Raw genomic sequence first — 14,176 nt, 5'->3', positions numbered from 1 at the left:
CAATTGATCTTCATTGCCTGACGGGTCAGTAGACATCCCGGCGATAGCGGCCCTGTTCAATCAAGCGCTCCACCGCCTCACTGCCCAGGATATCCACCAACGCCTGATCCACCCCCGTCGCCATCCCTTGCAAACTGCCGCACACATAAATCGCCGCGCCGTCCGCCAGCCATTTGCGCAACACATCTGCCGATTCGCGCAGGCGATCCTGTACGTAGATCTTCTCTTCCTGGTCCCGGGAAAACGCCAGCTCCAGCAGCGCCAGGTCGCCACTGGCGAGCCAGCCTTGCAGTTCGTCCTGGCACAGGTAATCGTGGGCGATATTGCGCTCGCCAAACAGCAACCAGTTACGCTGCTGGCCATCGGCAATACGCGCCTTGAGCAGGCTGCGCAGGCCCGCAAGGCCGGTACCGTTGCCCAGCAGGATCAACGGCACGGGAGCGTCCGGCAGGTGGAAGGCACTGTTGCGGCGCAGGCGCAGGCTGATACCCGAACCGATGGCGGCGTGTTCGGTCAGCCAGCCGGAGCCCAGGCCCAGGCTGCCGTCGGGGTGGCGTTCCTGGCGCACGATCAGTTCCAGCACGCCGTCGCTGGCAATCGAGGCGATGGAATATTCGCGCATACCCAGGGGCACCAGTGCGTCCACCAGGGCTTGGGCATGCAAGCCGACCAGGTGTGCACGGTTGTCCGGCAGTTGACGGTTGGCCAGGGCTTGATCGAGCGTTTGTGCCAAGCCGTCGATCAACACGCCGTCACTGCCGGCCAGGCCGAGGCCGTCGAGGAAATGCTCCACGGCCCACGGACAATTGCGCGGCAAGACCTCCACCAAGTCACCGGCGAGCCAGCTCTGAGGCGAGGGTGGAGTGAGACCTAGCAGGTAGACATCGGCCCCCGCGCTGCCGGGGTTGAGCAGGCGGCGTTGGCTCAACGTCCAGTTTTCGTACGGGTCTGCCTGCCAGGCTGCCGCGGATCCGTGACCGGTGAGCTGGCCCAGTTGCTGTTGCCAGGTGTGCAAGGCCACTGCGTCGCCGCTGTCGACTTCCACCGGGGCAAACAGCGGGTTGCCGCCCTGGTTGGTCAGCCAGAAATGCAGGCGCCGGGCGAAGCCACAGAAGTGTTCATACTGCCGATCACCCAGGGCCAGTACCGAGTAATTCAAGCCTTTGAGGGGCAGGTCCTGGCCGAGCACGCTGCGCTCGAAACCACGGGCGCTGTCGGGGGCTTCGCCGTCGCCGAAGGTGCTGACCACAAACAGCGCATGTTGCGATTGGCTGAGGTCGTCGCGGCTGACGCTGCCCAGGGGCTGCACCTTGACCACAACGCCGGCGGCCTGCAATTGCCCGGCAGTCTGCCAGGCCAACTGTTCGGCAAAGCCGCTTTGGCTGGCAAACCCGATCAGCCAGGCCGGCGCATCGCTGTGAGGGGCACTCAAACCTTGGCGGGCTTCGCGTACCTGGCGTTTCTTGCGACGACGGTCGAGGTACAACAGCCAGCCAGTGAGGAAAAACAGGGGCATGAGCAGCGAGCTGACGGTGAGCACGATGCGCCCGATCAGGCCGAAATAACTGCCGGTGTGCAACGCATAGACGCTGGTCAGCAGTTGAGCCTTGAGGCTCTTGCTGGCATAGCGATCATGGGATTTGACCTCACCGGTGGCCGGGTCCAGGTTGATCTGGTTCAGCGCACGGTCATGGGGTGAATCCTTGAGCAGGTAGTACACGGTTGCCGGTTGCCCGGCGACGGCCGGCATACGGATATTGTAGGCACTCAGGTCGGGGCCGGCGTTGCTGTAGATGCTGCTCCAGATCGCCTCGTAGTTGGCCACCGGGGCAGGGCCCGGGGGCGGCGGGCCGCGTTTACGCATCCGCTCGTTCTGCGGCGCATCGGAGAGCAGTTTGGTCACGCCCTGGTTGTACCAGTCGTAGGACCAATACAGCCCGGTCAGTGCCGCCAGCAGATAGAACAGCAGGCACCAGGTGCCGAACACCGAGTGCAGATCCCAGTTGAAGCTGCGGCCCTTTTTGCGCCAGTCCAGGGTCAGCCACACGCGCCAGCTTTTTACCTGGCGCGGCCAGCGCAGGTACAAACCAGAGAGGCAGAAAAACACCAGGATCAGGGTGCAGGCGCCCGTGATATTGCGCCCAGTGTCGCCGATGGCGAGGAAGCGGTGCAGTTGCAGGATAAAGCCGAATACATCCTGGCCGACGGCGTCGCCCAGGTAGTCGCCGGTGTACGGGTCGAAGTAGCGCATCTGGCCACGACGCTCCCCCGGTGGCGGGGTGAAGGACACCCGGCCGGCATTGCCACTGTCGCTTTCTACCCACAGCATCGCGACGCTCTTGCCTTCGGTGGCCTCCAGCTTGCGCACCAGCTCGGCAGGCGGCAGTACGCCGGCTTCGCGTTTCTGTACGTTCAATACTGTGGGGTTGAGGGCCCGCAGGATTTCATCCTGGAACGAGTACGCAGCCCCGGTGATCCCCATCAAGGCCAGCACCAGCCCGGCAGTGATGCCGAAGAACCAGTGCAACTGAAACAGGGTTTTCTTCAACACGTCGGAGCGCCTCGCTGATCTGGATATCGATGTCACGGCGCGCATTATGCCGTGGGTTATCGAGAAAAATTCTGTTTTACACACAAAAGCCCCACGCATCCGATGCGTGGGGCCTTGGGTCGAGCATTGACTGCGTTTAGAAGTGGAAGCTGGTGGTCAACAGGGCGGTACGACCGGCCGCCTGGTTGGCGAAGTGCGCCGAGTAGGCCTTGTCGTAGTAGGTCTTGTCGGTCAGGTTCTGCACGTTCAATTGCAGGTCGACGTTCTTGGTCAGCTTGTAGCTGGCCATGGCGTCGTAGCGAGTGTAGGAGGGTACGTACACGGTGTTGCCTGCATCGCCGTAAACCTCATCGACGTAGAACGCGCCGCCGCCGACTGTCAGCTTGGGGGTGAGGTCGTAGGTGGTCCACAGGCTGAAGGAGTTCTTCGGCGTGTTGGGCATCTGGTTGCCTTTGTTGGAGCCGGCACTCACTACACCGTTACGCCCGTTCAGGCCGGATTTGACCAGCTCGCTGTCCAGGTAGCTGTAGCCCGCAAACAACTGCCATTTATCTGTGATCTTGCCGCTGGCGGACAACTCGATGCCGTCGACCTGAGATTCACCGGCGTTCTGGTAGGTGAGAGCGTCCACCAGGATGCGGGTGTTTTTCTTCTCGGTGCGGAAGATAGCTGCGGTCAGAGACAGGCGATCGTGGAACAGGTCCCACTTGGTGCCCAGTTCATAGTTGACGGTTTCTTCGGGCTGCAAGTCGCTGGTGGCGGCACCGGCTGACAGTGGGTTGCCGTCGGAGCCTTCGCCGATCAGGCCACCGGCAGGCGTGGCCGAGGTCGCGTAGGAAGCGTAGATGCTGCCGTTCTCCAGCGGCTTCCACACCAGGCCGGCCTGCCAGTTGAAGAACTGGCTGTCGTCCTTGATCTTGGAGCGTCCGGCCACGGCGTTGCTGTTGGCCTCGGTATCGAAGGTGTCGTAACGCAGGCCCACGTTCAGCAGCCATTTCGGATCCAGCTCGATGGTGTCGAACACATAGGCGGCGCGGCTGGTGGCCTTGGTGTTGGTGCCCATGTAGTTGCGCGCAACGCTGCCGTTCCAGGCGTCGTCCGGGTTCGGGTTGCTCAGTGAGGTGCACTGGCCGCCCAGGCTGCCCTTGGCCGGGTTGCACACCGGGTTGGCGTTGGGGCTGACGGTATAGCCGCTGACACGGGTCTCTTCACCGGTGAATTCCAGGCCGGTGGAGTAGCTGTGCTTGAAGCCCAGCGCCTGGAAGCTGCCAAACAGGTCGGTCTGGTTGGTGGTTGTGGTGGTCGTGGAAACACGGCTATTGGCACGACGCCATACGGTGCCGAACTTGTTGACGTTGAGTTTGCTGTCGTCCGGTTGTGTCAGCACATAGTCCTGGCCGGTGCTGCCATGGCGCAGGGTATTTTTCAGCGTCATGTTGTCGTTCAGGTCGTGCTCGATGGAGAACGTGCTGATGTCGGCGCGGGTCTTGCGGAAGTCGCGGCTTTTCAAACCGTAGAAATTGTTGCTGTCGCCGCCGTCGTTGGGTTTGTCGTGCGCGTGGGCGGTGGCGGTCGAGGAGCCATAACCATACGGAATCCCCGAATCCGGCAGGTCATCGCTTTCCATATGGTAATAGCTGAGGTTGACGCGGGTCGGCGTGCCCAGGCCAAACGTCAGCGACGGGGCTACACCCCAGCGGTCGTAGTTCACCGCATCGCGGCCTGCCACGTTTTGTTCGTGGCTCATCAGGTTCAGGCGGAAGGCGGCGCTGTCGTCGAGGAACTGGCGGTTCACGTCGAGCACGTAGCGGCGGGTCTGGTCGGAGCCGTAGGTAAAGCCGCCGTTGGTGAAGTCACGTGCTTGTGGGGTTTTGCTCACCAGGTTGAGGCTACCACCGGCCGAACCACGGCCGCCGAACGAGGAGTTCGGGCCCTTGCTGACTTCGATGGACTCGATATCGAAGATCTCGCGGCTCTGGCCGCCGGTGTCGCGCACGCCGTCCAGGTAAGTGTCGCCTTGGGCATCAAAACCACGAATGAACGGGCGATCGCCTTGGGGGTTGCCGCCTTCACCGGCGCCGAAGGTAATGCCCGGTACGGTGCGCAAGGCGTCCTGCAACGACGTGGCGGCAGTGTCCTTGAGTACTTGTTGCGGCACCACGGTGACCGAACGCGGTGTGTCCACCAGCGGCGCGGTGTATTTCTGCGACGAGGCTTTTTCCACCTGATAGGAGGTGTTGTCCTGGTCCTGGCCGGTAATGTTGGTGGCGCCGAGGGAGATAGGGTTGCGCTCGCCTTTTTGCTCGGTGTTTTCTGCTGCCTGCGCCAGGTGGGCGGCAGAGCTGGCGCTGAGGGCAACGCCGATGGCCGAGGCCAGCATACGTGGTGAACTGGCGGTTGTTATTAGCGTAGTGCGCGACATGACGTGTCCCTTCCCCAAGGATGTGAGGCCGCGGAATATAGGGCCAACAAGACTTTGTATCAATTGAGAGGTATTGCTATTCGCATCGAATTTACATTCTTTACACTTTTTCGTTACGGATTTTGCGTTCTCGTTCGTCCCCGGGTTTTACAGGGCGGATAAGAATCAATACCATTGGCGCCTCTCTGATCGCAGGTATTGCCTCATGTTGCTGCACATTCCCGACCTGTTCTCTCGCGAGGAGGTGCTGCGCATTCGCCAAGCCCTGGAAGAGGCCGAATGGGCCGATGGCAAAATCACTGCCGGGCATCAGTCCGCCAAAGCCAAGCACAACCTGCAATTGCCCGAAGGCCACCCATTGGCCAAGGAGATCGGCGCAGCCATGCTGGAGCGGTTGTGGAGCAACCCGCAGTTCATGTCGGCGGCGCTGCCGCACAAAGTCTTCCCGCCGCTGATCAACTGCTATACCGCAGGTGGCAGTTTTGACTTCCATATCGACAATGCGGTGCGCCAGCCCAAAGGCAGCCACGAGCGCGTGCGCACCGACCTGTCGTCCACGCTGTTCTTCAGCGATCCCGACGAGTACGACGGCGGCGAACTGGAGATCCAGGACACCTTCGGCCTGCAACGGGTCAAGCTCCCCGCCGGCGATCTGGTGCTGTACCCCGGCTCCAGCCTGCATAAAGTCAACGCCGTGACCCGTGGTGCTCGCTATGCCTCGTTCTTCTGGACCCAAAGCCTGGTGCGCGAAGACAGCCAGCGCACCTTGCTGTTCGAAATGGACGGCGCCATCCAGCAACTGAGCCGCGACGTGCCCGAGCACCCGGCGCTGATCCAGCTCACCGGCACCTATCACAACCTCCTGCGCCGCTGGGTCGAGGTCTGAGATGGGCTTTTTATTGCGTCGCCAGGAAGTGCTCAACGTCGAGCAATTGCAGTCCATGCTTGATGATTCCCCGGTGCGCGCCGCCCAGGCGATTCTGATCGCAGCCAAGGAAGGCGTGGTCGATGCCCAGGCGTTGCTCGGGCAGATCCTGCTGGAAGGGCGCGGTATTGCACGCGATGAAGCGCTGGCGCTGCGCTGGTTCCAGATTGCGGCGCAGGGCGGGCACGTGATGGCGCGCAATATGGCCGGGCGTTGCCTGGAGCATGGTTGGGGTTGCGCCGTCGATGAAGCGGCAGCTGCGCGGCAATACCGGCTGGCAGCAGAGACCGGCCTGGATTGGGGCCAGTACAACTACGCCAACCTGCTGGCGACCGGCCGTGGCGTTGTGCAAGACCAGGCCCAGGCGCTGACGCTTTATCGCCAGGCGGCAGAGCAGGGCCACGCCAAGTCGATGAATCTGTTGGGGCGTTATCTGGAAGATGGGCAGTATTGCCCCAAGGATCTTGAGGCAGCAGTTGAATGGTACCGGCGCTCCGCCGAAGCCGGGGATTTTCGGGGGCAGTTCAGTTATGCGGCGGTGCTGGCGCACAGAGGCCAAATCGACGCTGCGCTGGAGTGGCTGCGCAAGGCGTTGGCGCATGGGAATCTCAAATTCCTGCGAACGGCGCACAAGGCGTTGGCGCTGGCCAATGAGCCGCAGATTCGCGCCATGGCCAATGCCTATCAACAGCGTGCCGCGACCTTTTCCTGAAGCCAAAAAAAACCCATGACTTGTCATGGGTTTTTTATATGCGGCGTTCTTACACGTAGAACGATTTCAACGGTGGGAACCCATTGAACTCAATCGCGCTGTAGCTGGTGGTGTACGCACCGGTCGACAGCCAGTACAAACGATCACCAATCGCCAGGTTCAGCGGTAGGCCGTACTTGTAGTTCTCGTACATGATGTCGGCGCTGTCGCAGGTTGGGCCGGCAATGACCACTTCTTCCATCTCGCCCTTCTTCTCGGTCCAGATCGGAAACTTGATGGCTTCGTCCATGGTTTCGATCAGGCCGGAGAACTTGCCCACATCCGTGTACACCCAACGCTCGACGGCGGTACGCGACTTACGGGCCACCAGCACCACTTCGCTCACCAGGATACCGGCGTTGGCGATCAGCGAACGGCCTGGCTCCAGGATGATTTCCGGCAGGTCGTCGCCGAAGTCTTCCTTGAGGAAGCGGATGATTTCTTCGGCGTAGGTTTCCAGGCTGTTGGTGCGGGTGATGTAGTTGGCCGGGAAGCCGCCGCCCATGTTGATCAGCTTCAGTTCGATGCCGTCTTCTTCTTTCAAACGCTCGAAGATCACCTTGACCTTGGCGATGGCCGCGTCCCACACGCTGATGTCGCGCTGTTGCGAGCCAACGTGGAACGAGATGCCGTAAGGCACCAGGCCCAGGTCGCGGGCGAGGATCAGCAGGTCCATGGCCATGTCGGTCTGGCAGCCGAATTTGCGCGACAAAGGCCAGTCGGCCGTGGTCGAGCCTTCGGTGAGGATGCGCACATACACTTTCGAGCCCGGCGCGGCCTTGGCGATGTTGCGCAGGTCGGCTTCGGAGTCGGTGGAGAACAGGCGCACGCCCTTCTCGTAGAAGTAGCGGATGTCCTTGGATTTTTTGATGGTGTTGCCGTAGCTGATACGGTCGGCGCTGACGCCGCGGTCCATGACCTTGTCCAGCTCGTAGATCGAGGCGATGTCGAAGCTCGAACCCTTGTCTTTCAACAGGTCGATGATCTCCACGGCCGGGTTGGCCTTGACGGCGTAATACACTTTGGCGAATTCGAAACCGGCGCGCAGGTCATCGTAGGCCTGGCTGATCATCGCGGTATCGATCACCACGAACGGGGTTTCTTGCTTGTCGGCGAACGCCTTCATTTTGTCAAAGGTGGCGCGCGCGAAATAATCTTCGACGTTGATCGACATGCTGGGGAACTCCTAAGGGCAAACTGTATTGATCAATGGGTGCAAATGAACGTCCTCCGTATCCCCACTTTGGTTCGCCTACTTCCCAAGGCATGTCGCCGAAAGCAAAAAGGCCACGGGATAAGCTTCCCTTGGCCTTGCTGTCTCGTCGTCAGTACTTGAGCCGGATGGATCGTTTCCAGCATGGACGTTCGGCGCGAACTTTAGGGCTTGATGGGCGTGGGATCAACTAAAAATGTCGCGTTTTTGCACGCGTTCGTCGCGGGACCCAGTCCAGCTACTTATGTAACCGACCGGTGTGACGGATTGATGTTCCCCGCTGAGTGGGAATTGAGGACATTTCCCTGACTCACCGAGGGGCAAATGTGGGAGGGGGCTTGCTCCCGATAGCGGTGTGTCAGTCACTTCTCAGTCACTGATTCACCGCTATCGGGAGCAAGCCCCCTCCCACATTTTTATCCCTGTTGTATCAGGTCAGGCCAGGGCGGTCTCGGCCGGCGAGACAATACTGGTCTTGCCCCCACGGGACTTGCCAGAGCTCAGGTACTCGGCAATCGACTCCTGAGTCACTTCACCCAGGAACACCCGCTCGGCATCCATCACCGGCAACCACGAGCGGTTGAACTCATACATGCGCGACAGCAGGATGCGCAAATGCTCGTCGTAGGCAGCGGTGGCGTTGAACTCGCGCAGGTACTGGCCGCAGGTACCGGTCTGACGGTGTAAGTCGCGACGGCGCACATACCCCAGTGCCTTGTTCTCGGCACAGGTGACCACCACGTAGCGGCGGTCGTGCTCGTCCATCAGCTCCAGCGCATCGGCCACCGGGGTTTCCGGGCTGACCGACGGGGCGTTGTCCGCCGCGTCTTCGGCCTTCACCAATAGCAGGCGCTTGAGCGTGCTGTCCTGGCCCACGAAGTTGCTCACGAACTCATCGGCCGGGTGTGCCAGCAGCGTGTCGGGGTGGTCGATCTGCAGCAGCTTGCCGGCACGGAAGATGGCGATCTTGTCACCCAGCTTGATGGCTTCGTCGATGTCGTGGCTGACCATGATCACGGTCTTGTTCAGCGCGCGCTGCATCTCGAAGAACTCGTTCTGGATCATCTCGCGGTTGATCGGGTCGACCGCGCCGAACGGCTCATCCATCAGCAACAGCGGCGCATCGGCCGCCAGCGCACGGATCACGCCGATACGCTGTTGCTGGCCACCGGACAGTTCACGCGGGTAGCGATGCAGGTACTGCTTGGGTTCCAGCTTGATCATGCTCATCAGTTCGCGGGCGCGGTCGTGGCATTTTTGCTTGTCCCAACCGAGCAGCTTGGGCACGACCACGATGTTTTCCTCGATGGTCATGTTGGGAAACAGGCCGATCTGCTGGATCACGTAGCCGATGTTGCGACGCAGGGTCACTTCGTCCAGGTCAGTGGTGTCTTCACCGTTGATCAGGATCTTGCCCGAGGAGGGCTTGATCAGGCGGTTGATCATCTTCAGCGTGGTGCTCTTGCCGCAGCCCGAGGGCCCCAGGAATACGCAAATTTCGCCTTCGTTGACGGTCAGGCTTACATCGTTGACGGCGGTGACAGTCTTGCCGTTGCTTTGAAAAGTCTTGGACAGGTTTTGAAGTTCGATCATTTGAGCAATCCTTTTGGAGTCAGCGAGCGTTGCAGCCATTGCAGAAGCAGGTCGGCGAAGATGGCCAGGAGACTGACCAGCACGGCGCCGACAATCAGCATCGACATATCGCTGCGGCTGATGGAAGCCAGAATAAGTACACCCAGGCCACCGGCACCGATGGTGGCGGCGATGGTCATCACACCGATATTCATCACGACGGCGGTGCGCACGCCAGCGAGGATCACCGGCACGGCAATCGGCAGTTCGACCATGCGCAGGCGCTGGCCGAAGGTCATGCCGATGCCTTTGGCGGCCTCGCGAATGCCTGGCTCAACGCCGGTGAGGGCCAGGTAGGTGTTACGCATGATTGGCAGCAGGGAGTACAGGAACACGGCGGTGATCGCCGGCATCGGCCCCAGGCCCTGGCCGAACTTGGAGTAGAACGGCAACAGCAGCCCGAACAGCGCAATGGATGGCACGGTCAGCAACACCGTGGCGCTGGCTTGCAAGGGGCCTGCGAGGGTTGGGAAGCGCGTCATCAGAATACCCAGGGGCACGCCGATAAAGATCGCGAGGATCACGGCGATGCCGACCAGGGTGATGTGCTGCCAGGTCAGGTGCAGGACTTGGGCCCAATCAAGATGGGAAAAGGCGTTCAAAAATTCCATGTCTTCTCCTTCTTAGTTGATCGGATGTTGGCGCAGGAAATCGGCGGCGACAGCGGACGGGCTTTCGTGGTCGACGTCGACCCGCGCATTCAGCTCGCGCATGGTTGCGTCGTCGAACAGCTCGGCCAAGGGCTTGAGCTCTGCGGCCAATTGAGGATGCTGGTCGAGATATTCCTGACGGATCACCGGAGCTGCGGTGTAGTCCGGGAAGTAATGCTTGTCGTCGGCCAGCAGCTTCAATTTGAACGCGTTCAGGCGGCCATCGGTGGTGTAGACCAGACCGGCAAACACCTGGCCATTACGCAGGGCGGTGTAGACCAGGCCAGCGTCCATCTGCCGGGTGTTTTTGCGCGTGAGGTTCATGTCATACAACTTGACCATGCCGCCCATGCCGTCGGAACGGTTGGCGAACTCGGTGTCGAGGGCCACCAGGCGGTTTTCCTTGGTGTCCTCGGCCAGGGCTTTGGTCAGGTCGCTGATGCTGTTGATCTGCGGAAATTCCTTGGCCACGTTTTCCGGCAGTGCCAGCGCGTAGGTGTTGCTGAATTTCGACGGCGAGAGCCAGACCAAGCCTTTTTTCGCGTCGAGTTCTTTCACCCGGGCGTAGGACTGTTCGCTGTCGAGCTTCTCGTCGATGTGGTTATAGGCCACCAGCGATACGCCGGTGTATTCCCAGATCAGATCCAGTTGCCCGCTTTCCTGGGCACTGCGTGCCAGGTTGCTGCCCAGGCCACCCGTCACACGGGCGTCGTAACCCTTGGTGCGCAGGTACTGGGAGGTGATTTCGGCGAGCAGGGTCTGCTCGGTGAACACCCGGGCGCCAATGCGAATCACCGGTTTTTCAGCGGCTTGCGCAATACCTGCAAACAGCAGGACGCAGCCTAATATCAAGCTTAGTTTTTTCATGTCGATTCCTTTCCTGGCGTTAAGACGGGCGCAACCCGCGTTCCAGCCAGAGGCGGCTGGCCATGGTCACCAGGCCGTCAAGCAGCAATGCCAGCAGCGCGGTGCATGCAGCGCCGAGCAGCAGTTGCGGCTGGTTGTTCAGGGCAATGCCGGGGAAGATCAGGCTGCCCAGGCTGTTGGCACCAATCAGGAACGCCAGTGGCGCGGTGCCGACGTTGATCGCCAGGGCCACACGTACACCGCCGATGATGATCGGCACGGCGTTGGGCAGTTCCACGCGAAACAGCACCTGGCGCGGCGTCATGCCGATGCCGGTGGCGGCTTCCTTGAGGGAACCCTGGACGTTTTTCAAGCCTTCGTAGGTGTTACGCACGATGGGCAGGAGGGAAGCGAGAAACAGCGCGAAGATGGCCGGGCCGCTGCCGATGCCGAGGACGCCGAGGGCGATGGCCAGTACGGCCAGGGGAGGGACGGTGTTGCCGATGTTGAAGATCTGCATGAAACGTTCTGCACGCCCGACCATGTTGGGTCGGCTGAGCAGGATACCAGCGGGGATGCCCACAATCAGGGCTGCCAGCATGGAGACTAGGACAAGAATCAGGTGAGCTTGCAGGTAAAACAACAAATCGTCGCGGTACAGTTCGATCGTGTTGATGCCGATCCAGTGGACCAGCAGGGCCAGGAGCGCGACGACAACCGCGCCTCCTATCAGCCCTTTGCCATAGCGAATAGCCACAGGCGGACTCCTTTTTTTCTTTTGTCGGCGAACACATTCTCCGGCGGCAATGCCATTCCTGGCTGTCGGCGAATAGGTTCGCGAAAAGCAGCTCGCCGATACTGGCAATGCAGTATGCGATCAAGCCATGAGCGCAGCCTCGTCAGGCTAACTTGCTGATATTTCAGCCCCTGTTCCGAGTGCGGTAGCAGGGGAGTGGACGTCTCGACCTTTTAAAAGGTTCCACACTTGGGCGCATTTAGCCACCCCCAATGGGCTCAACGGTGGTCCGTACCCCCTCGTTTGCGCTATACTCGCCGCCCTTTTTTGACTCACCTGCCAGGCGATTTCCCATGACCCACCAGGCCGCCGAAGTCGCGAAACGCCGCACTTTCGCCATTATTTCCCACCCCGATGCCGGTAAAACCACCATCACCGAAAAGCTGTTGCTGATGGGCAAGGCGATCGCGGTAGCCGGCACGGTGAAATCGCGCAAATCCGACCGCCATGCCACATCCGACTGGATGGAGATGGAAAAACAACGGGGTATTTCCATTACCACGTCGGTCATGCAATTCCCGTATCGCGACCACATGGTCAACCTGCTCGACACCCCGGGCCACGAAGACTTCTCCGAAGATACCTACCGCACTCTGACCGCGGTGGACTCGGCGCTGATGGTCCTCGACGGCGGTAAGGGTGTCGAGCCACGCACCATTGCGCTGATGGACGTTTGCCGCCTGCGTGACACGCCGATCGTCAGCTTCATCAACAAACTCGACCGTGATATCCGCGACCCGATCGAGTTGCTGGATGAAATCGAAGCCGTCCTGAAGATCAAGGCCGCGCCAATTACCTGGCCGATTGGTTGCTATCGCGACTTCAAGGGCGTGTACCACCTGGCCGACGACTACATCATTGTCTACACCGCCGGCCATGGTCACGAACGTACCGAAACCAAGATCATCGAAAAGCTCGACTCCGACGAAGCCCGCGCCCATCTGGGTGACGAGTACGACCGTTTCGTCGACCAGCTGGAACTGGTGCAGGGCGCCTGCCACGAATTCAACCAGCAGGAATTCCTCGACGGCCAGTTGACCCCGGTGTTCTTCGGTACCGCCTTGGGCAACTTCGGCGTCGACCACGTGCTCGACGCGGTAGTGGATTGGGCCCCACGCCCGCTGGCCCGTGTCGCCAACGAGCGTACCGTGGAACCGGTGGAAGAGAAATTCACCGGCTTCGTGTTCAAGATCCAGGCGAACATGGACCCGAAACACCGTGACCGTATTGCCTTCATGCGCATCTGCTCCGGCAAATACGAAAAAGGCATGAAGATGCGCCACGTGCGTACCGGTAAGGACGTGCGCATCGGCGACGCCCTGACGTTCTTCTCCTCCGAGCGTGAACAGCTCGAAGAAGCCTACGCCGGCGACATCATCGGCCTGCACAACCACGGCACCATCCAGATCGGTGACACCTTCACCGAAGGCGAAGCGCTGGGCTTTACCGGTATCCCGCACTTCGCCCCGGAACTGTTCCGCCGCGTGCGCCTGCGCGACCCGCTCAAGTCCAAGCAACTGCGCCAAGGCTTGCAGCAATTGGCCGAAGAAGGTGCCACCCAAGTGTTCTTCCCCGAGCGCAGCAACGACATCATCCTCGGCGCCGTGGGTGTGCTGCAGTTCGACGTGGTCGCCAGTCGCTTGAAAGAGGAATACAAAGTGGAGTGCTCCTACGAGCCGATCACCGTGTATTCGGCGCGCTGGATCGAGTGCAGCGATAAGAAGAAGCTGGAAGAGTTCTCCAACAAGGCGGTGGAAAACCTCGCGGTCGACGGCGGTGGTCACCTGACCTACCTGGCGCCGACCCGGGTCAACCTGGCGTTGATGGAAGAGCGCTGGCCGGATGTGAAATTCCGCGCGACCCGCGAACACCACTAAGGTCTGAGCGTTTCAGAGAATGTGGGAGGGGGCTTGCCCCCGATAGCGGTGTGTCAGCCAGTGTATTGGGCTCTGACACTCCGCAATCGGGAGCAAGCCCCTCCCACATTTTGATCTCCAAAAGGCTGGAGATTGGCGGTAATCCGGCATCGCGACTAGCGTAAACGCTGGTGGCAGTTAATGACTGCCGTGCGGGTCTTATTTACTGACTGGACGGAATCAACCATGAGTATTTTTCAACGCGTAGTGCTGTTGATGAAGGTGCTGGTGCTGTTGTCGTTGGGGATGTCGACGGCCTGGGCGCATAACCCGGTGCAGAGCGTAGGGGTGGTGACGAGTGGCCAGGCATCGGACTTGCAGTTGGCCAAGTCCGAAGCCGAACCAGGCGATCAAGGCCAGGGCGGCAGCGAGGGTGATGATGACTCGACTACCGACGAGCCTGACAGCGACGACGCAGATGAAGGCGACAGCCAGACGTAAGGCTTGCTGAAAAGAACGCGCCTCCCGTCAGGC

At 60.6% G+C, this 14,176-nt stretch carries 11 protein-coding genes; 4 read left to right on the top strand and 7 right to left on the bottom strand.

All coding sequences use genetic code 11. The features are described 5' to 3' along the window. Positions 1 to 25: 25 nt before the first annotated feature. Both JH25_RS17095 and JH25_RS17100 read right to left on the bottom strand, forming a co-directional pair. Complete coding sequence (locus JH25_RS17095) at positions 26 to 2,551, bottom strand: PepSY domain-containing protein (RefSeq protein WP_032877823.1); 2,526 nt, start codon at positions 2,549 to 2,551, stop codon at positions 26 to 28. Between the two features lie 136 nt (positions 2,552 to 2,687). Beyond that, entirely contained in the window at positions 2,688 to 4,973 is a 2,286-nt protein-coding gene (locus JH25_RS17100; protein ID WP_032877822.1) for a TonB-dependent receptor, read from the bottom strand. Between the two features lie 205 nt (positions 4,974 to 5,178). Between JH25_RS17100 and JH25_RS17105 the strand changes: the two genes are divergently transcribed. Continuing rightward, positions 5,179 to 5,859: a Fe2+-dependent dioxygenase gene (locus JH25_RS17105; RefSeq protein WP_032877821.1), complete on the top strand. Its 681-nt coding sequence runs from the start codon at positions 5,179 to 5,181 to the stop codon at positions 5,857 to 5,859. A gap of 1 nt (position 5,860) precedes the next feature. Continuing rightward, entirely contained in the window at positions 5,861 to 6,610 is a 750-nt protein-coding gene (locus JH25_RS17110; RefSeq protein ID WP_032877819.1) for a tetratricopeptide repeat protein, read from the top strand. A gap of 49 nt (positions 6,611 to 6,659) precedes the next feature. On the opposite strand, the gene JH25_RS17115 is transcribed toward JH25_RS17110, so the two are convergent. The 5 genes from JH25_RS17115 to JH25_RS17135 form a co-directional block, all read right to left on the bottom strand. Further along, complete coding sequence (locus tag JH25_RS17115; protein WP_005784717.1) at positions 6,660 to 7,823, bottom strand: type III PLP-dependent enzyme; 1,164 nt, start codon at positions 7,821 to 7,823, stop codon at positions 6,660 to 6,662. Between the two features lie 474 nt (positions 7,824 to 8,297). Further along, positions 8,298 to 9,455 (bottom strand): osmoprotectant ABC transporter ATP-binding protein OsmV, encoded by a 1,158-nt coding sequence (locus tag JH25_RS17120; protein ID WP_005784718.1) that lies wholly within the window; start codon positions 9,453 to 9,455, stop codon positions 8,298 to 8,300. Beyond that, a complete protein-coding gene (locus tag JH25_RS17125; protein ID WP_005784720.1) occupies positions 9,452 to 10,105 on the bottom strand; it encodes an ABC transporter permease in 654 nt (217 codons plus the stop codon). The genes JH25_RS17120 and JH25_RS17125 overlap by 4 nt, the downstream gene beginning before the upstream one ends. Before the next feature lie 12 nt (positions 10,106 to 10,117). Next, complete coding sequence (locus JH25_RS17130) at positions 10,118 to 11,011, bottom strand: glycine betaine ABC transporter substrate-binding protein (RefSeq protein WP_032877818.1); 894 nt, start codon at positions 11,009 to 11,011, stop codon at positions 10,118 to 10,120. 19 nt (positions 11,012 to 11,030) lie between these two features. Continuing rightward, on the bottom strand, positions 11,031 to 11,747 hold the full coding sequence (locus JH25_RS17135) for an ABC transporter permease (RefSeq protein ID WP_004372306.1): 717 nt from the start codon (positions 11,745 to 11,747) through the stop codon (positions 11,031 to 11,033). Between the two features lie 332 nt (positions 11,748 to 12,079). Here JH25_RS17135 and JH25_RS17140 point away from each other — a divergent pair, with 332 nt between their 5' ends. Continuing rightward, the gene (locus JH25_RS17140; protein ID WP_005784726.1) at positions 12,080 to 13,663 is read left to right on the top strand and encodes a peptide chain release factor 3; all 1,584 of its coding nucleotides are present in this window, start codon (positions 12,080 to 12,082) and stop codon (positions 13,661 to 13,663) included. A gap of 225 nt (positions 13,664 to 13,888) precedes the next feature. Further along, a complete protein-coding gene (locus JH25_RS17145; protein ID WP_032877817.1) occupies positions 13,889 to 14,143 on the top strand; it encodes a hypothetical protein in 255 nt (84 codons plus the stop codon). The last annotated feature ends 33 nt before the right edge of the window (positions 14,144 to 14,176 follow it).

This window comes from Pseudomonas sp. BRG-100 (genome assembly GCF_000737955.1).
Classification (GTDB): Bacteria; Pseudomonadota; Gammaproteobacteria; order Pseudomonadales; family Pseudomonadaceae; genus Aquipseudomonas; species Aquipseudomonas synxantha_A.
This window is presented reverse-complemented; position numbering and strand designations above follow the sequence as displayed.

Coding starts and splice junctions, on each gene's coding strand:
- JH25_RS17100 (WP_032877822.1), bottom strand. CDS start 4,973: ATGTCGCGCACTACGCTAATAACAACCGCCAGTTCACCACGTATGCTG.
- JH25_RS17105 (WP_032877821.1), top strand. CDS start 5,179: ATGTTGCTGCACATTCCCGACCTGTTCTCTCGCGAGGAGGTGCTGCGC.
- JH25_RS17110 (WP_032877819.1), top strand. CDS start 5,861: ATGGGCTTTTTATTGCGTCGCCAGGAAGTGCTCAACGTCGAGCAATTG.
- JH25_RS17115 (WP_005784717.1), bottom strand. CDS start 7,823: ATGTCGATCAACGTCGAAGATTATTTCGCGCGCGCCACCTTTGACAAA.
- JH25_RS17120 (WP_005784718.1), bottom strand. CDS start 9,455: ATGATCGAACTTCAAAACCTGTCCAAGACTTTTCAAAGCAACGGCAAG.
- JH25_RS17125 (WP_005784720.1), bottom strand. CDS start 10,105: ATGGAATTTTTGAACGCCTTTTCCCATCTTGATTGGGCCCAAGTCCTG.
- JH25_RS17130 (WP_032877818.1), bottom strand. CDS start 11,011: ATGAAAAAACTAAGCTTGATATTAGGCTGCGTCCTGCTGTTTGCAGGT.
- JH25_RS17140 (WP_005784726.1), top strand. CDS start 12,080: ATGACCCACCAGGCCGCCGAAGTCGCGAAACGCCGCACTTTCGCCATT.
- JH25_RS17145 (WP_032877817.1), top strand. CDS start 13,889: ATGAGTATTTTTCAACGCGTAGTGCTGTTGATGAAGGTGCTGGTGCTG.